Source organism: Streptomyces massasporeus (assembly GCF_014648995.1).
In the GTDB taxonomy this organism is placed as follows: domain Bacteria; phylum Actinomycetota; class Actinomycetes; order Streptomycetales; family Streptomycetaceae; genus Streptomyces; species Streptomyces massasporeus.
The window spans coordinates 403,648-420,954 of the sequence record NZ_BMSE01000001.1 but is presented as its reverse complement, the minus strand read 5'-3'; the positions used below and the strand labels follow the sequence as shown (position 1 = coordinate 420,954).

12 protein-coding genes and 1 pseudogene are annotated in these 17,307 nt (G+C 67.9%); 11 read left to right on the top strand and 2 right to left on the bottom strand.

Annotated elements, in window-relative coordinates; all coding sequences use genetic code 11:
• Positions 1-137: 137 nt before the first annotated feature.
• From IE153_RS01990 to IE153_RS01980, 3 genes and pseudogenes are all read left to right on the top strand, one after another.
• Positions 138-1,124, top strand: coding sequence for a carbohydrate kinase family protein (locus IE153_RS01990; RefSeq protein WP_189587845.1), 987 nt, complete (start codon positions 138-140; stop codon positions 1,122-1,124).
• A 14-nt stretch (positions 1,125-1,138) separates the two neighbouring features.
• Positions 1,139-1,438 carry a putative quinol monooxygenase gene (locus tag IE153_RS01985; RefSeq protein ID WP_189587843.1) on the top strand — a complete coding sequence of 100 codons (300 nt, stop codon included), beginning with the start codon at positions 1,139-1,141 and terminating at the stop codon, positions 1,436-1,438.
• 45 nt (positions 1,439-1,483) lie between these two features.
• A pseudogene (locus tag IE153_RS01980) lies at positions 1,484-1,973 on the top strand (nucleotidyltransferase domain-containing protein).
• Positions 1,974-2,025: 52 nt separating this feature from the next.
• Here IE153_RS01980 and IE153_RS01975 read toward each other — a convergent pair.
• On the bottom strand, positions 2,026-4,584 hold the full coding sequence (locus tag IE153_RS01975; RefSeq protein WP_189587842.1) for a GH32 C-terminal domain-containing protein: 2,559 nt from the start codon (positions 4,582-4,584) through the stop codon (positions 2,026-2,028).
• A 539-nt stretch (positions 4,585-5,123) separates the two neighbouring features.
• Between IE153_RS01975 and IE153_RS01970 the strand changes: the two genes are divergently transcribed.
• From IE153_RS01970 to IE153_RS01940, 8 genes are all read left to right on the top strand, one after another.
• A complete protein-coding gene (locus IE153_RS01970; protein WP_189587841.1) occupies positions 5,124-6,131 on the top strand; it encodes a LacI family DNA-binding transcriptional regulator in 1,008 nt (335 codons plus the stop codon).
• A gap of 398 nt (positions 6,132-6,529) precedes the next feature.
• Positions 6,530-7,828: an extracellular solute-binding protein gene (locus IE153_RS01965; RefSeq protein WP_189587840.1), complete on the top strand. Its 1,299-nt coding sequence runs from the start codon at positions 6,530-6,532 to the stop codon at positions 7,826-7,828.
• 33 nt (positions 7,829-7,861) lie between these two features.
• Positions 7,862-8,848 (top strand): carbohydrate ABC transporter permease, encoded by a 987-nt coding sequence (locus IE153_RS01960; protein WP_189587839.1) that lies wholly within the window; start codon positions 7,862-7,864, stop codon positions 8,846-8,848.
• A 6-nt stretch (positions 8,849-8,854) separates the two neighbouring features.
• Complete coding sequence (locus IE153_RS01955) at positions 8,855-9,742, top strand: carbohydrate ABC transporter permease (RefSeq protein ID WP_189587837.1); 888 nt, start codon at positions 8,855-8,857, stop codon at positions 9,740-9,742.
• A gap of 167 nt (positions 9,743-9,909) precedes the next feature.
• Entirely contained in the window at positions 9,910-12,207 is a 2,298-nt protein-coding gene (locus IE153_RS01950; protein WP_189587836.1) for a glycoside hydrolase family 3 N-terminal domain-containing protein, read from the top strand.
• Positions 12,208-12,307: 100 nt separating this feature from the next.
• Complete coding sequence (locus IE153_RS01945; RefSeq protein WP_189587835.1) at positions 12,308-13,780, top strand: glycoside hydrolase family 32 protein; 1,473 nt, start codon at positions 12,308-12,310, stop codon at positions 13,778-13,780.
• 92 nt (positions 13,781-13,872) lie between these two features.
• Entirely contained in the window at positions 13,873-14,970 is a 1,098-nt protein-coding gene (locus tag IE153_RS41400; RefSeq protein ID WP_229828649.1) for a glycoside hydrolase family 30 protein, read from the top strand.
• A gap of 8 nt (positions 14,971-14,978) precedes the next feature.
• On the top strand, positions 14,979-16,529 hold the full coding sequence (locus IE153_RS01940) for a glycoside hydrolase family 30 beta sandwich domain-containing protein (protein WP_308432132.1): 1,551 nt from the start codon (positions 14,979-14,981) through the stop codon (positions 16,527-16,529).
• On the opposite strand, the gene IE153_RS01935 is transcribed toward IE153_RS01940, so the two are convergent.
• Positions 16,521-17,285: a transposase family protein gene (locus IE153_RS01935; RefSeq protein ID WP_189587831.1), complete on the bottom strand. Its 765-nt coding sequence runs from the start codon at positions 17,283-17,285 to the stop codon at positions 16,521-16,523. The genes IE153_RS01940 and IE153_RS01935 overlap by 9 nt on opposite strands.
• Positions 17,286-17,307 lie beyond the last annotated feature (22 nt).

Sequence of the window (17,307 nt, the reverse complement as noted above, 5' to 3'; positions counted from 1 at the left end):
AATGCCTTGCACCCGTCACAAATCGGCAACGTCCCTCGGCGGTCGCCCGCCCCGAAGCCGTCAACCGGTGTGCCCGGGTCATGCCCGTTTCCGCTCCGCGCGTTCCAAGAAGGCGCGTTCCAAGAGGAGAGCAGCCCATGAGCCCGCGCAAGATCACCGTCCTGGGAGAGTGCGTCGCTGACGCGTTCACCGAACCCGCGCGTGCCCGGAACGAACTCGCCCTGCGCGTGCTGCCGGGCGGCGGACCCGCCAACACGGCGGTGGCCTTGGCCAGGCTCGGAACTCCGGCCCGCTTCCTCGCACGGCTGTCCGGTGACGTGTTCGGCCGCCTCTTCCGGGCCCACCTCGCGGCGTCGGGCGTGGACCTCTCGCACGCCGTCGAGGCCGCCGAGCCCAGCACGCTCGCCGTGGCCGAGCTGGACGCCCATGGGCAGGCCACGTTCTCCTTCCACGCCCAGGCCACCGCCGACTGGCAGTGGACCGGCGCGGAACTGGCCGAGGTGGACCTGACCGACACCGTTTGCGTCCACACCGGGTCACTGGCCCTGGTCAAGGAACCCGGGGCAGGCGTGGTGGAGGACTTCCTGGCAGCGGCCGCCCCCCGGGCCACCATCAGCATCGACCCCAACGTCCGCCCCCTCCTGGTACGTCCCGAGGCCTACCGTGCCCGCCTGGCCCACTGGTGCGGCCTCGCCGATGTGCTGCGGCTGAGCGAGGACGACCTGGAACTCCTCCTGCCCGGAACGCCGCCCGAGCGGGCGTGCGACACCTGGCATGCGGCGGGCGCGCGGCTCGTCGTGATCACACGCGGCGCCGACGGCGCACTGGCCTCACTCGACGGGGAACGGGTGCAGGTGCCGGCGGTGGCGACACCGGTCGTCGACACGGTCGGTGCGGGGGACTCCTTCACCGCCGGACTGCTGCACCACCTCGGCACCCGCGGACTCCTCGGCGGCAGGCTGACGGACCTGCGTCTCGGCGATGTCGAGGCAGCCTGCCTGTTCGCCGCACAGGTCGCGGCCCTGACCTGCTCCGTCGCCGGCCCGAACCCGCCGTGGCACGACCAGATGGCGCCGTTCCCGACGGACAAGGCCGTCGTCCGGCACCTCGACTCCACCCGCTGAAAGGACAGGAAACCATGACGAAAACCCTGCTCGCCGAGTTCACCGCCCGAGAGGGAGCAGAGGACGAGGTCGCTCGCCTGATCCGGGACTACGCCCTGAAAGTGCGCGAAGAAGAAGGAAACCTGGCCTTCGACGTCTACACCAAGGCGACCGACCCGCGCGCCTACTGGATCTTCGAGGTCTACCGGGACGAGGACGCCTTCAAGGCACACCTGAACGCCCCGTACGGCGCCCCGTTCAATGCCGCCCTCATCCCACTGATCGAGGAGGACGCCTCGGTGCTGACGTTCCTCGAGGAGATTGACCGCACATGAATCCACTCGCCCGCCCACGTGATCACCACTGACGTGCGCAAGGTGATGACGGCCGACGATGTGGTGTCCGTCCTTGCGGTGCTGCGGAACGCGGACGTCGGCATCTGGATCGGCGGCGGCTGGGGCATCGACGCCCTGGTCGGCGAGCAAACCCGCCTGCACCGCGACCTGGACCTGATGCACCGAGAGGACCAGGAAGCTGACGTCGTGGCGGCTCTCGCGAACGCCGGCTTCGTCGAGACCCTCGACTGGCGCCCCGTACGGTTCGTCGTCACCGGTCCTCATGACCGAAATCGATCTTCACCCGCTGGTCTTCGCCGCGGACGGATCCGCCGTGCAGGCGTCACCCGACGCGGAGCACCCGTTCGCCTATCCCGCCTCGTGTTTCGTCACCGGCACGATCCTCGGGGCCACCGTCCCGTGCCTGTCGCCCGAGCGGCAGGTCTCTTTCCACCAGGGCTATGCGCCTGCTGATCACGACCGTCACGACATGGCCCGGCTCCGGCAGACCTTCGGGATCACCACCCACTTCTGAGCCCGCGCGCCGGAAGCGGCTCCTGGCCGACCGGCGCGCGGACCCCGGCGCGTCACCGCCAGATGGACTTCAGCTGCCACGCCTGCATGTGGTCGAGGGTGGCGGTGCCGCCTTCGGCGAAGACCTCGACGCCGGTGCTGGAGGGGTTGGGGAAGATCTGGTCGGTGATCACGGCCTCGCCGTTGCCGCCGAAGACCTCGACGGAGGACCAGTCGACGAGGATCCGCAGTTTGACCTTGCCGTTCTTGGGCTTCAGGGGTGCTGTCTGGACGCCGGGGAAGGTGCTGTTGAAGTCCCCGGCTCCGGAGCGGGTGCGGTCGACGTACAGCTCCCGCGTCGTGGTGTCGTAGCCGATGACGGTCTCCTCGCCGCCCGCGCCGGTGCGCACCTTGAGGCCGAAGCGGTCGGCGTCCTTGAGGGAGAAGGTCGCCTCGATGTCGAGTGCCTTGCCCTTGGCCGTGGGGCCGATCAGGGGCTTGGTGGTGCTCTTGACGGTGATGCCGGACGCCGTCGCCGGGTGCTGCTGCCGGAGGGACTCCAGGCTGCCCACCGGCTTGCTCGTCAGCCGGGCCTGGCCGTTGATCGTGCGCAGTGACATTTCCCGGGGAACGCTCTGCGCGCCGCGCCAGGGGGAGGTGGGGACGGACTGGCCGTAGTCCCAGTTGTTCATCCAGCCGATCATGTAGCGCTTGCCGCCCGGCGCGTTCTCCCAGGACACCGCCGCGTAGTAGTCCTTGCCGTAGTCGGCCCAGTCGGCGCGCTGTACGACGGACTTGGCGGGCTTGTCGGCGGCGGTGAACTGGTCGGCCATGACGTGGCCCCAACCGGCGGTGTTCATGTCGACGACCTGGATCTGCGCCTTCTCGCCGGCGTACGGGCGCATGTCGAAGGAGGCCCAGTCCAGGGTCTCGCTGTCGGCGCCGGTCGCGCTGCGGACGACCTTGCCGTCGACGATCAGGTTGACGGACGTCTCCTGGGAGACGCGCTGGGCCTGGCTGTCGGAGAGCATGATGTGGTCGACGTTGACGTGGCCCCAGCCGCCGGTGTTGTCGTCGACGATCCTGATCCGCGCCTGCTTGCCGGCGAGGTCGCTGACGTCCCAGGAGGCCCAGTTGAGTGCCTCGGCGTCCTTTCCGGTGGCGCTGCGGACGACCCGGCCGTCCACGAGGAGCTCGACGGCGGTCGGGTTGTCGGAGCCGGCCGGGTGATTGCCGCCGCCGATGAGGAAGTTGATGTGCTTCTTGTCGATGGTGAACTCGGCTGACGTGAGGGTGCCCGTGGTGGAGTCGCCGTTCCGGAAGGTGTTGACCAGCCCGTCTCCCACGAAGCCGGATACCTGTCCCTGGTCGGGGAGGGTGCCGGTAGCCGGTGCGGTGCCGAAAGCGTCCTTGGTCGCCGTCCAGTCGCCGTACGTTCCGCCTTCGAAGTCGGCGAGGACCGTGCCCTCGGGCGGAGTGCTGTCCATGACGGTCCCGGCCTCGTGCGGATGCCGCCCGCCACCGATCTTGAAGTTCAGGTAGGGGCTGTCGACGGTGAAGGAGGGGGAGCTGAGGATGCCGGTGGCGCCGTCACCGCCGTGGAAGCTGTTGGCGAGGCCCTTGCCGTCGAAGCCCTCGACGGCCCCCTGCCCGTCCACCGCCCCGGCCGCCGGCCCCTGGCCGAACGCGGTGCCCGTGCTCGTCCACGTACCGAAGCCGGTGCCCTCGAAGTCCTGCACGACCTTCCCGGTGGGCGGGGTGTACGTGCCCTTGTCGTCCGCGGTGAACTTCTTGCCGTCGAAGTCGCCGATGAAGTACTGGGCGGCCGAACCGCCCGCGATACCACCGGGGTTGATGTTGACGACCAGGACCCACTTGATGTTCTTCCTGTCCCCGTCCACGGCGAGGGGGAACAGGTCGGGGCACTCCCACACGCCGCCCGTCGCACCGGCCGGTCCGAACTCGCTTTGCAACTCCCAGTCCTTGAGGTTCTTCGACGAGTAGAACCGCACCTTGTGCTCGGCGGACAGCGACACCGTCATCAGCCAGCTCTTGGTCGGCGCGTACCACTGGACCTTGGGATCGCGGAAGTTGTCGGAGCCGATGTCGATCACGGGATTGCCCCGGTACTTGGTCCAGGTGCGGCCGCGGTCGGTGCTGTAGGCGAGCGACTGGGCCTGCTTGCCGCCGTTCTTGTAGGCGCTGGTGTAGATCGCCACCATGGGCGGGTTCGTCTTCGTGCCGAAGCCGGTGGTGTTGTTCCAGTCGACGACCGCGCTGCCGGAGAACACCATCTCCTCGTCGTCGTGCGACAGGGCGAGCGGCAACTCCTTCCAGTGCACGAGGTCCTTGCTCACCGCGTGCCCCCAGGACATGTCGCCCCAGGTGTTGCCGTTGGGGTTGTACTGGTAGAAGAGGTGGTACTCGCCCTGGTAATAGACGAGCCCGTTGGGGTCGTTCATCCAGTTCTTCTGCGGAGTGAAGTGGAACTGGGGTCTGTAGGTCTCGGCGTAGGCCGGGGTGTCGGCGGCGACGGCCTGGGGGGCCAGCGGGGCTGCGGACAGGGCGCAGACGGTCGCGACCGCCGCCGTCATCCGTAGGCGGGCATGCCGGGATACGCGTGCAGAGCTCATGGTGTCTCCTAGTCCCGCGGCCGTCCACGCAGCGGTGACTGCGGCTTCTGCGCGACGGACCGAAAAGTGCACCCCAGGCCGATGCAGGCTTCCGTGCCGTCGGCCGAGGGTGTCATCGTTGACTTGTGTCATCGATGACAGCGAGTGCCCGATTATGAAGCCCAATCCGGCCTCCGCGTCAACGGTCCGGGCGCGATTGCTCCGGCATGACCGGCAGTTCATCGGCTGTCGTCGGTGGTCGCGAACCGCGCCGACCCGTTGGCAGCGGCCGTCTCGGGTTCCGTGACCGCCCAGGTCAGAGGGGCGGGGTGGGGGCCGCCCGGCAGGCTTCGGCCTCATCGTCGACGCCGAGACGGGCCGGTGAACGAGTTGTTTCCGGCCTGTTGACCAGTCGGGCCTTTCGGTGCTTCACTGCCGGAACCGCTACCGAAACCGGTTCCGGGACCGATTCCGGTACCGGTTCCAGGAGGTTCAGTACGATCGGCCCTTCGGTGCGGGAGGGAAGTCTTCCGCCTCTGCAGGAAGGGAGGGGAGGTGACATGGGAGTCACTATCGCCGACGTGGCCACGCGGGCCGGGGTCAGCAAGACGACGGTCTCGCGGGTGCTGAACGGCAAGGGCGAGATCAACGAGAACACCGTCCTGAAGGTCCGCAAGGCGATATCGGAACTCGGTTATGTGCCGAGCGCCGGGGCAGTGGGGCTCGCACGCGGCACGACACAGATGATCGGCATGCTGGTCCCTGACTTGGCCTGGGCCTGGGCCGGCATAGTGCAGGCGGTCGTCGAAACGCTGGAGGCCGAGGGCTTCGGGCTGCGGATCCTGACCTGGAACCGCGGTGAGGAGTCACTGCGCAGGCTGGGCCTGCAGGTCGCTGCCAAGTCGTTCGACGGGCTGCTGGTGATAGAGCCCGAGGGGGCCCTGGGATCCATCACGGAACTGCACGAGGCCGGACTGCCGGTGGTGCTGATCGACGACCGCTTCCAGCGGCCGGGATTCCCCTACGTGGCCACCACCAACCGGGAGGGCGGTGAGCAGGCGGCGCGCCACCTGCTGGACATCGGCCGCCGTCGCCCTCTGGTCGTGACCGGTCCTGATGAGTACGGGTGCACGCAGGAACGGCTGGGCGGCTTCGTCGACGCGTATGCGCAGGCCGGGATCGAACTCGACCCGCGCAGAATCATCTGCGGCGACTTCCTGTTCGACGACGGCCGGAGCGCGGTGGCGCAAGCTCTCGCGGACGGCGTGGAGTTCGACGCGGTCTTCGGGCACAACGACCCCTTGGCAGCCGGCGTGATCGCGGCCCTGCACGAGGCCGGCCTCGAGATTCCGCGGGATGTCGCCGTGGTGGGGTTCGACGACGTCGAGGTGGCGTCGTACACCTATCCGGCGCTGACCACCATCCGCCAGCCGATGCGGGAAATGGGTGAGGCGGCTGCGCGTCTGCTGCTCGACCACGTGCGCAGATCGCCGGATGCCGCCCCCTCGCGCATCGTTCCCACCAGCCTCGTGGTCCGCGGCTCGACGTTAGGGCCGAGCTCGAACTGACGCGACGTCATCGCGATGAGCGAATGACGGCGCCTCGCGGCCGGGCGGTGCGTTGCCGGTGACGCACCGCCCCCGTCTCCTTGAAACATCGGCGAACCTCTTCGGCCCTCGCCTTCCTCACCACTCAGGGCGGTTGCGCCTGCGTTCACGCGGCCCCGCCCACATGCACTCGCCGCCCGCGCGTTCCCGATCCGGGACAGCGAAGGGGCGCCTGGCACACCCCGCCCGGCCGCTACTCACTCCGCGTCGGACGCTCCCACCGCGACCCGCGAGGGACCGCCGCCGCTGCTGTCACCACAGACGCTGCCCACTCGTGGGCCGGCCCATTCGGGCGCCCGCCCCTTCCTACCCTTCGCCGCCCCCCGCGCCTGTCTCGCTCAACGGCAAGGAGCCGCATCATGCGTATCACCACCCGTCACGCTGTCAGAACCGTCCAGACCCTGTGCGTCACCCTCACGGCAGCCCTCGTGGCCACCGGCTGCGGCCGGAGCGAGGACGCCGGCCCCGGCAACGATGCCCCCGCCGAGATCGGCGCGGGCAAGGCCAAGGGGACGGTGGTCATGTGGTCCCTGGGTGACCCCGACGAAGACCTGAAGCAGCTGGCCAAGAAGTTCGAGCAGGAAAACCCGGACGCAGACGTCAAGATCACCGCGGTCCCGTGGGACGGCGCCCACGACAAGCTGACCACCGCGATAGCCGGCGGCAACACACCGGACATGTCCATGGTGGGCAGCACCTGGGTGGCCGAGATGGCAGCCTTGAACGGCTTCCAGGCCACCCCGACGTCGATCAAGTCCTCGGACTTCTACCCCGGCCAGTGGGACACCACCAAGTACCAGAACACCTCCTACGGCGTCCCGTTCATCGCCGACACCCAAGCGGTCTACTACCGGACCGACATCACCAAGAAGGCCGGTATCAAGGGAGCCCTGGCCGGCGACTGGGACGGATACCTGAAGGACCTCAAGGCCATCCAGGCCACCGCCGGCAAGGAGAACCCCAAGCTGCGCCACGCCAGCGGGCTGGTGATGGGCTTCAATTCCTGGATCTTCTGGCTGCCGATGGTCTGGCAGCAGGGCAGTGACATCTACGACGCCAAGACCGGAAAGTTCACCTTCGGCACGCCCGAGGTCGCCAAGGCGCTGGAGAACTACGCAAGCGTTCCGAAGCAGGGCCTCGCGCCGACCGACAGGGCGGACAACGTGCAGAGCTTCCAGGACGGGCTGACCGCCGTCTACCAGGAGGGCGCGTGGGCCGGCGGCACCTTCCACAAGGACTCCCCGCAGCTGGACGGCAAGTGGAAGACCATGCCGATGCCGTACACCAAGCAGCCCGCAGGGTTCGCCGGCGGCACCGACCTGGCGGTGTTCAAGGAGGCCAAGAACCCCGACGCGGCCTGGAAGTTCGCCCAGTTCCTGACCGAGCCCGCCAACCTCGCAACCTATTCCAAGGACACCGGCAGCCTGCCTCCTTCGCCCCAGGCGTGGACCGAGGGGAAGCTGACCGAGGACGAGAACTTGAAGGCGTTCGCCGAGCAGCTCGAGGTCAGCAAGGCGCCGCCCGCCATCACGACCTGGCAGCAGATCGCCGACACCATCGACTCCGAACTGGAGAAGCTGACCCTCGGCAAGGCCACCGTCGCCGAGGTGCAGAAGACGCTGCAGTCCAAGGCCACCAGCATCGGCACCGGTCGCTGAGCGCCGCCGCGTGAGTATCCCTCGTACGGACGGATGACATCCATGTCCACGAAAACGCTCCCTGAGCGGGGCGACACCCACGACCAGGGCACCGCAGGGTCGGAACGGAGTGCCGATCGCCGGCACTCCGGGCTCCGGAGCACGGCGCGCGGCAGGCAGGCCCGGGCCGCCTGGGTCCTCGCCGCCCCGTTCCTCACGCTGTTCTTGGCCTTCATGCTGCTGCCGGTGGTGTGGTCGCTGCTGATGGGCCTGACCGACACCAAGAGCGCGGACCTGCGCACGCCGCTGAACGTGTCGTTCGTCGGCTTCGACAACTACGTACGCCTCTTTGAGGACCCGCAGTTTTTCACGGCCCTGCGCAACACGGCCGTGTTCGTCCTGGTGGCACTGCCCTTGACCCTGGCCGCCGGGCTCGCGGCGGCGGTTGCCCTCGACCGGGGCATCCGCCAGTTCCGGGCCGTCTTCCGGGTCGGCTTCTACCTGCCGGTGATCACCAGCATCGTGGCCGTCGCCGTGGTGTGGAAGACGCTCCTGGAACCTCGCGCGGGACTGGCGAACCTCGTCCTGGGCTGGTTCGGGATCGACGGTCCGGCCTGGCTGGCGGACACCCGCTTCGCCCTGCCCGTCATGATCGTGATGGCGGTGTGGCGCAACCTCGGCACGGTCATGATCATCATGCTGGCGGGTCTGCAGTCCGTACCCCAGTCCCTGATGGAAGCGGCCGAACTCGACGGCGCCGGGCCCTGGCAGAGGTTCCGGCGGGTCACCTTCCCGCTCCTGCGGCCGGCCCTGCTGCTGACCGCCGTGACCACCGGCATCGGCTATCTGCAGTTCTTCGACGAGCCGTTCGTGATGACCGACGGCGGACCGCTGGACTCCACCCTGTCGGCCACGTTGTACGCCTACAAACAGTTCGGCAACGGCAACTACGAGATGGCGTCGGCCGCCGGCTACGTCATCTTCGTCCTCATCGTCGCGCTGACCGTGCTGCAGTTCCGCGTGCTGCGAGACAAGGACTGATGCCTCATGAGCACCCTCTCCACTCTCCGAAGGCCACAACCGGGCACGAACCGCGCCCTGAGGCGCCGCCGCATCCGGCAGAACTGGGGCCGGCCCTGGCTGTACATACCGCTCGCCGGCGCCCTGCTGCTGATGATCGCGCCGTTCCTGTGGATGCTGTCCGGGTCGTTCAAGCCCGAAGCCGACATCCGCAGGGTCCCGCCCGTCCTGATACCCACGGATCCCACGACCTCCAACTACGGCGAGCTGTTCAGCACGCTCGACTTCACGAGCATGTTCGCCAACTCCGTGAGCGTGGCCCTCGCCGTGACCGCGGGCAACCTGATCTTCTGCTCGATGCTCGGATACGCCCTGGCCAAGCTGGAGTTCCGCGGACAGCGCGCCGTCTTCCTGCTGGTCATGGGGACCCTCATGATCCCCGGCCTGGTCACCTTCGTACCGCTGTACGTGCTGGTGGCCAACATGCAGCTGACCGGCTCCCTGCTCGGGCTGATCCTGCCGTTCCTGGCCACGCCCTTCGGGGTGTTCCTGATGCGGCAGTTCATCTCCACCCTGCCCGACGAACTCATCGACGCCGCCCGCGTCGACGGCTGCCGCGAACTGGCCATCTTCGCGAAGATCATCCTGCCGCTGACCAAGCCGGCCCTCGCCACCCTCGGGATCATCACCTTCCTCGGCTCCTGGAACAACTTCCTGTGGCCCCTGGTCGTGGCCCAGAACGAGAGCCAGTACACCCTCCCCGTCGGCCTCGCACTGGCCAGCAGCGGACAGTCCTTCACCCGCTTCGGCATCCTGCTCGCCGGCGCCATGGTCGTCCTGCTGCCGGTGATGATCGTCTTCCTGCTCTTCCAGCGACAGTTCGTGGCGGGCATCGCCACCACCGGCCTGAAGTGACACCCCGGCTCCCGCCCCGCCGCCCCATGCCGTGCCGGTTCCGCCCAGAGCGGCGGACGGACGGCATGCGAGCCCCGCCGCGCCGGGCGGCAAGGTTCGCGCGACGAAGCACTCACCGTCGCCCATCAACTTTCTGATCTGTGACGACTCATCTCTTGGAGAACACCGTGGGACAGCAGGTCCACTCTGCCGCGTACCTGGATCCGGAAGCATCCGTGGAAGCGAGAACCGACGACTTGCTGTCCCGGATGACCCTGCCGGAGAAGGTCGGGCAGCTGCTGATGCTCGACGCACAACACGGGGACCTGGCGGACATCGTGTCGGCCAAGCTGGCCGGGGCAGTCCTGCATGTGTCTCCCGACCTCATGCCGCAGGCCATGGAACTGGCCCGGCGGACACGGCTCGGCATACCGCTGCTGACAGCCGACGACGGCATCCACGGCCACTCGTTCTGGCCGGGCGCGACCATCTTCCCGACCCAGCTGGCCATGGCCTGCACCTGGGACCCCTCCCTGCTCCACCGAGTCGCCCGAGCGGCCGCGACCGAAATCGCGGCGACCGGAATCCACGGGACGTTCTCCCCGGTGCTGTGCATCACCCGGGATCTGCGCTGGGGCCGGATCAACGAGACGTTCGGCGAGGACCCGTTCCTGATCGGTGAACTCGGGGCGGCCATGGTGCGCGGCTACCAGGGCGACGGCCTCAGCGACCCGACAGCCGTGCTGGCGTATGCCAAGCACTTCGCGGGCTACTCCGAAACCCTGGGCGGGCGCGACGCCAGCGAAGCCGATCTCAGCCCCCGCAAGCTGCGCTCGTGGTTCCTGCCCCCCTTCGAGCAGGCCGTACGGGCCGGATGCCGCGGCTTCATGCTCGGCTACCAGTCCATCGACGGGGTGCCCATCACGGCGCATCAGTGGCTGATCAACGACGTGCTCAAGGGCGAGTGGGGCTTCACCGGGACGCTGGTGACCGACTGGGACAACGTCGGCCGGATGGTCTACGACCAGCGGACCTGCGCCGACTATGCCGAGGCGGCGGCGGTCGCCGTCACCTCAGGGAACGACCTCATCATGGCCACGCCGCAGTTCTTCGAGGGCGCCCAGGAGGCGGTCGCCCGCGGCCTGATCGAAGAGAAGCAGATCGATGACGCGGTACGGCGGGTTCTGCGGCTGAAGTTCGAACTCGGACTTTTCGAGGACCCCCGCGCCCCCGACCCCGAGCGGCAGGCGCAGGTGATCGGCTGCCGCGCACACGCCGACGTCAACCTCGAAACCGCCCGCCGCTCCCTGGTGTTGCTGCGCAACGAGGGGATCCTGCCCCTCGAGGGCGGGCTGACCTCGGACGCAACGGGGCGCGCCGTGAGCCGGGACAGGCCGCGGACGATCGCGGTCATCGGCCCCAACGCCGACTGCACGCAAGCCATGCTCGGCGACTGGGCGGGCGCCACCGGCCAGGTCCCGTGGATGCCCGAAGGACATCCGCGCGAGTCGGTGGAGACGGTGCTCGACGGCCTTCGCGCCGTCGCACCGGCCGACTGGATCATCACGTACGCCCGCGGTGCCGACATCGAAAGCCCCGCATCGAACTCCGAGTGGTCCCTCGGGCCCGACGGCCAACCGCAGCCATCCGTTTTCACCCCCGCCCCGGTCGACCAGGCACAGCTTCGGGAGGCCACTGCCGCCGCGGAGGCCGCCGACTACGCCGTCGTGGTCGTGGGGGACACCATCGCCCTCACCGGCGAGGTGCGCTCCACGGCCACGCTCGACCTCCAGGGAGGCCAGATCGCGCTGCTGGACGCGGTCGCCGCCACCGGCACACCGATGATCGTCGTACTGGCCCAGTCCAAGCCGAGCACCCTCCCGGAGTCGGCACTGGACGCGGCAGCCCTCATCGAGGCGTTCAACCCGGGCATGCGCGGTGGCCGCGCCGCAGCCGAACTCCTTCTCGGACTCATCGAACCCAGCGGCCGGCTCCCGGTCTCCTTCGCACGCCACGTCGGACAGCAACCGGTCTTCTACAACCAGGTGCGAGGCCAGCACGGGAGCCGCTACGCGGATCTCACACAGGACCCCCTGTTCGCGTTCGGCGAGGGCCTCACCTACACCACGGTCACCTACTCCGACCTGGTCGTGCACGACCCGGAGGTCCCCGCCGACGGCACCGTCGACGCCACGGTGCGGCTCACCAACAGCGGCAGCCGCCGGGCCGTGGAAACGGTCCAGGCGTACGTCAGCGACCTGACCACCAGCGTCACCTGGGCCGAGCAGGAGCTGAAGGGTTTCACCCAGGTCGAAATACCTCCCGGCGAAAGCCTGGACGTCCGCATCAGCATCCCTGCCGCCCAGTGCTCTCTCGTCACAGCTGACAACCGCCGAGTGGTCGAATCCGGCGAGTTCGCACTCCGCGTCGGCCCCAGCTCACGGCGGGAGCAGCAGCTGAGCGTGGAATTCCGCATCCGGACCTGAAGGCCGCACACAGGCTTGAAGACCACCGCCCCGTCGGCCCGCCGCCCCGCCAACCAGAGGGCCGGCGGGGCGGTCCCCTGTCATACCGAAAGGCACGCGTGTGTCCACCCCACCCCGCGATCCACACTTCCCCGTCGCGCACCTGCGCCCGCCCCGCAACTGGATCAACGACCCCAACGGGCTGGTCTTCCACGACGGCCACTACCACGTGTGCTACCAGTACAACCCGCACGGAGCGACCCACGCCACCATGCACTGGGGCCACTTCCGCAGCCCCGACCTGCTGAGCTGGGAGCCGCTGCCGGTCGCCCTGTCCCCGACCCCCGGTGGCCTGGACGCCGACGGCTGCTTCTCCGGTAACGCCGTCTCCGACGGCGAACGGTTGGTCGCCTTCTACTCCGCGCACCGCGAGGACCGCTCGTTCCAGCACCAGCCGGTCACCCGCGCCGTCTCCCGAGACAGCGGCCGGACGTTCAGCCCGAGTGGTGAACTGGTCATCCCCGAGCTGCCCGAGGGCTGCACCATGTACCGCGACCCGTACGTCTGGCAGGACGGCGACCGCTGGCGGATGCTGGTCGGCGCCGCCCTCGCGGACGGCCGCGCCGCCGCCCTCCTCTACGACTCGCCCGACCTGGAGAACTGGACCTACCGGGGTCCCTTCGCCACCCGCCGTCCGGAGCCCGTCGGTGGCACCGACCTGCTCACCGGGGAGGGCTGGGAATGCCCGCAATACCTCCCGGCAGCCGACGGACGCGGCGCCCTCCTCTTCAGCACTTGGACCGAACCCACCGGTCCGCAGAGGGTCGCGGCCCTGATCGGCGAAGAGCATGACGGCCACCTCAAGGCGGGCTCAGCGGTGCCCGTCGACCACGGCCCCGACTGCTACGCCCCCGCCTTGCTGCGGGCACCGGGCGACCGGTGGCTGCTGTGGGGCTGGTCGTGGGAAGCCCGCGACGAAGCCTGGGCCGTCGCGGACGGATGGGCCGGGGTCCTCACCCTGCCCCGTGAGATCCACGTTCAGGACGACGGCACACTGCGCCAGCAGCCCGCCACCGAACTGCTCGCCCTGCGCGGACGACACACCATCACCGCCACAGGCGCGACGCACGGCTCGCAGCCGGTGGACCTCGGCACCGTGGGCCGCGCCTTCGACCTGACGGCCCGTCTGGAGCCGACCGGAAACGCCGGCCTGCGGCTGCTCACCACCCCGGACGGCTCCGAGTACCTCGACATCCGTCTCGACGTAGACGCGGGCGAACTCGTCGTCGACCGTGACCACGCCTCACTGGACAACCGGGGCCGCGGCGGTTCCCACCGGATGCCCTGCCCGCCAGACCGGCCCGTCGACCTGCGCGTCGTCGTCGACCACTCCATCGCCGAAATCTTCCTGATCACCACCGGCCAGGTCCTCACCCTGCGCTTCTACCCCACAGGGCAGAGCCCGTGGCGACTTCAGGCCCGCACCGCCCCGGGTACGCGCCTCGGCTTCGCGGTCGACGCGTGGGAACTGCACCCGCTCGTGATCAAGGAGCCGAGCACCGGCGCCGCAGAGCCGGCTCCGGCGTCGCCGTAGAACCGACTCCAACCGGTCGATCCCCCACCTCGGCACCGTGTCCCACCCGCTCTCCCACGTACTGAACAAGCAGGTCCGAAGGAGGATCTTCCATGAGGTCATACGGGCTCGGACGACGCCAGTTCCTGGCCACCGCCGTTGGTGTCGCCGCCGCCTGGACCCAGGTTTCCGGGAACGCCATCGCCGCCCCGCAACTGAAGCAAGCCTCACGTGGCAATTCCGTCCGTGTGTGGCTGACGGACGTATCGGCCGACAAGTGGGTCGCCGGCCAGGACGATGTGCTGTTCAAGGCGAAGAGAGCGGCCAACCCGCTGACGATCAAGATCGACGGCAGCGTCAAGTACCAGAAGGTCCAAGGCTTCGGCGCGGCCATGACCGACTCCTCCGCCTGGCTCATCGACAAGCTGTCCACCGCCGAGCGGACCAAGCTGATGAAGAAGCTGTTCGATCCCTCGAAGGGAATCGGCCTCAGCCTGCTTCGCTCTCCGATGGGCGCCACGGATTTCAACGCGTCCGGGAACTACTCCTACAACGACATGCCCGCGGGACGAACGGACCCCACGCTGTCCGACTTCTCCGTCCAGCATGACGTGCCGTACATCATTCCGGCCTTGCGGCAGGCCCTCTCACTCAACCCGTCCATCAAGATCATGGCCAATCCGTGGAGCCCGCCAGGCTGGATGAAGACCTCCGACTCCATGATCGGAGGCACTCTCAAGAGCGAGTACACCTCCGCGCTGGCCGACTACTTCGTCAAGTTCATCCACGCCTATGGCGAGGCCGGCGTGCCCATCTCCTACATTTCCCCGCAGAACGAACCCATGGGTACTCCCACCTGGCCCGGAATGTTCCTGTCCGCGTACCAGGAAGCTGATTTGATCAAGGAGATCGGCAAGGCGTTCGAAGCCAAGGGAATCTCCACGAAGATCCTGGCTTGGGACCACAACTGGGACGTGCCCTCGTATCCGGAGACGATCTTCAGCGACCCCGCAGCCTCCAAGTACACCGCGGGAACCGGATGGCACATCTACAGCGGCAACCCGAACTACAGACAGTGGTCCACAACGACTACCCGAGCAAGGAAACCTTCATCACAGAAGCCACCGGAGGCGTTTGGCAGGACAGCGACCAGACGGCGTTCAGCGAAGCACTGGGAACGTGGATCATCAACGGAACGCGCAACTGGGTGAACGGGGTGATGCTGTGGAACATCGCACTCGACCCCGATCGGGGCCCGCTCAACAGCGACACGGCCGGCATACCCATGCTTCGGGGCTTGCTCACGATCGACCCGGCCGACGGGCGGGTGACCTACAACGTGGACTACCACGCCCTCGCTCACGCCAGCAGGTTCGTCAAGCCCGGAGCACGCCGGATCTACTCGAACACCTTCGGCGAAGGAAGCATAGAGAACGTCGCATTCCAGAACCCGGACGGATCGAAGGTCCTGATCGCCCACAACTCGGGCAGCGCCGCGAAGACCTTCAGCGTCGCGGACGGGACACACTCGTTCGACTACACCCTGAACGCCGGCGACGCCGTCACCTTCACGTACTCCGGGCCTGCGCAGAGCGGCCGTACCCCCGCAGCGACCAAGGTCTCGGACCCGACACACGACTTCACGTTCACGTCGGCATCCGGCCCGGTCACCGTCACGTACGATCCGGCACTGCTGCCCTACCAGAACGCCGTCCGTACCGGAAGCAAGCTGGTCACGTACTCCCTTCCGATCGGAGCTTCCGTCCAGACGACCGGAAGGGCACTGAGCCGTAGCAAATGGACCGCCACGGCTTCCGCGCAGCCGGATTGGGGTGTGGCCGCGAACGCGATCGACGGCGACATCAACACGAAGTGGAGTCTCGGGCATGGGACGACGAGCGGCGACTGGTTCCAGATCGACCTGGGGAGCCCCACGAGCTTCAATAAAATCGTCATCGACACCGGCGTGAACAACTCGTTCGACTACGTCACCAAGTACCAGATCTACGTTTCGAACGACGGTGCCGATTGGGGCAGCGCGATTGCGAGCGGCAGCGGGGGAGTCGGCAAGACAGCCGTCACGTTGCCGACCCGAACGGCACAGTACATTCGCATCGTCAGTACCGCGGCATCCGGTTTCTGGTGGTCCATCGGCGACATCGAGGTGTACGGGTCCGCGCGTGGAACCGGCTCGATCACAGCTCCTGCAGCAGTATCGAACGGCCTCCAGCTGAAGACCTGGACCAGCAAGGAAGGGTCGCAGGTCACCGTCGTATTCAACGGGACCGCCGACAGCAAGAGTTTCAAGATATCCACCGACGGCTCGTACACCTATACGCTGCCGAGCGGCACCTCGGCGATGTTCACCACCAAGAAGCTGTCGAGCTTCCCATCGCCGACCTTCAGCGAATTGAAGCCGGAACGAGGAATGCCGCGCTCCAAGTTCACGATTCGCGGTTCTGGTTTCGGTGACGCCCAGGGACTGGGCACGGTGTACTTCGGATCAAGCTATGCCGAAATAGACACCTGGTCGGACACGAGCATCAGCGCCTACGTCCCGAAGGGCCTTCCGGCGGGAAAGGTCACGGTTTCCGTGACTGGAACCAGCGGAGCAGACGCAGGTGGATCATCGTTCGACGTCATAGATCTTGGTCCTGCGCTGTCGCGGACAGGCTGGACCGCAAAGGCTTCGGACGCAAGCCAGGTGGATGCGCCCGGAAACATGCTCGACGGCATTGCCTACACTGAGCCTTTGCCAACCTCAGTTTGAGCAGGTCAGGTGGAGGGCGAGGACGGCTTGGACGCGGCTGGTGATTCGGGTGGTGCTGCAGCGGAGTTTCCGCAGCAGGCGCCAGGTCTTCAAGGTCGCCATGGCCTGTTCGCCGAGGGCGCGGATGCGGGCGTGCGCGGTGTTGACCGCGCGTTGACCTGCCGAGAGCCGGTCCCAGCGGCCGCGGAAGGGCATCCGCATGGTGCCGCCCGCGCCCTGGTAGCCCTTGTCTGCCCAGCAGGCCAGGCCCTCCCTGCTGAGGGCGTCGATGATGCCGTGGGTTCGGGCGGCCTTGATGTCGTGCACGGCGCCGGGCAGGGCGGGTGAGGCCCACAGCAACTTCCCGTGTGGATCGGCTATGACCTGCACGTTCATGCCGTGCTTCTTGTGTTTGCCGGAGTAGAAGGGCCGGTCGGCGGCGATCCGGTCGATCGGCAGCAGTGTCCCGTCCAGGATTACAAACGCCTTGGCCGAGGCGGCTGTCACCGCCGTGGCCAGGTCGGGCGCCCGCGCCGCGAGCAGACCGACGGCTTCCGCGATGTACCGGTACACCGTGCTCACGCCCACCTTGAACCCAGCCGCGAGCTGCGCGTAGGTGTGCCCCAGACGTAGGTGCGCCAGAACCAGCAGCGCTTGGCGACCTGCGGACAGCCGGCGCCACCTGGTCCCGCAGGCCACCCGATGCGCGGCCAACCGGTCGGTCAAGAACTGCAGGTGCCTGGTGGACAGGTCGAGGGCAGACGGGTAGACAAGCACATGAAGCTCCTGGCGGCACGGG

What these genes read in the sequence shown, in the direction of transcription:
- IE153_RS01965 (WP_189587840.1), top strand. Translation starts at nt 6,530, where the DNA reads ATGCGTATCACCACCCGTCACGCTGTCAGAACCGTCCAGACCCTGTGC.
- IE153_RS01975 (WP_189587842.1), bottom strand. Translation starts at nt 4,584, where the DNA reads ATGAGCTCTGCACGCGTATCCCGGCATGCCCGCCTACGGATGACGGCG.
- IE153_RS01955 (WP_189587837.1), top strand. Translation starts at nt 8,855, where the DNA reads ATGAGCACCCTCTCCACTCTCCGAAGGCCACAACCGGGCACGAACCGC.
- IE153_RS01940 (WP_308432132.1), top strand. Translation starts at nt 14,979, where the DNA reads ATGCTGTGGAACATCGCACTCGACCCCGATCGGGGCCCGCTCAACAGC.
- IE153_RS01970 (WP_189587841.1), top strand. Translation starts at nt 5,124, where the DNA reads ATGGGAGTCACTATCGCCGACGTGGCCACGCGGGCCGGGGTCAGCAAG.
- IE153_RS01960 (WP_189587839.1), top strand. Translation starts at nt 7,862, where the DNA reads ATGACATCCATGTCCACGAAAACGCTCCCTGAGCGGGGCGACACCCAC.
- IE153_RS01990 (WP_189587845.1), top strand. Translation starts at nt 138, where the DNA reads ATGAGCCCGCGCAAGATCACCGTCCTGGGAGAGTGCGTCGCTGACGCG.
- IE153_RS41400 (WP_229828649.1), top strand. Translation starts at nt 13,873, where the DNA reads ATGAGGTCATACGGGCTCGGACGACGCCAGTTCCTGGCCACCGCCGTT.
- IE153_RS01985 (WP_189587843.1), top strand. Translation starts at nt 1,139, where the DNA reads ATGACGAAAACCCTGCTCGCCGAGTTCACCGCCCGAGAGGGAGCAGAG.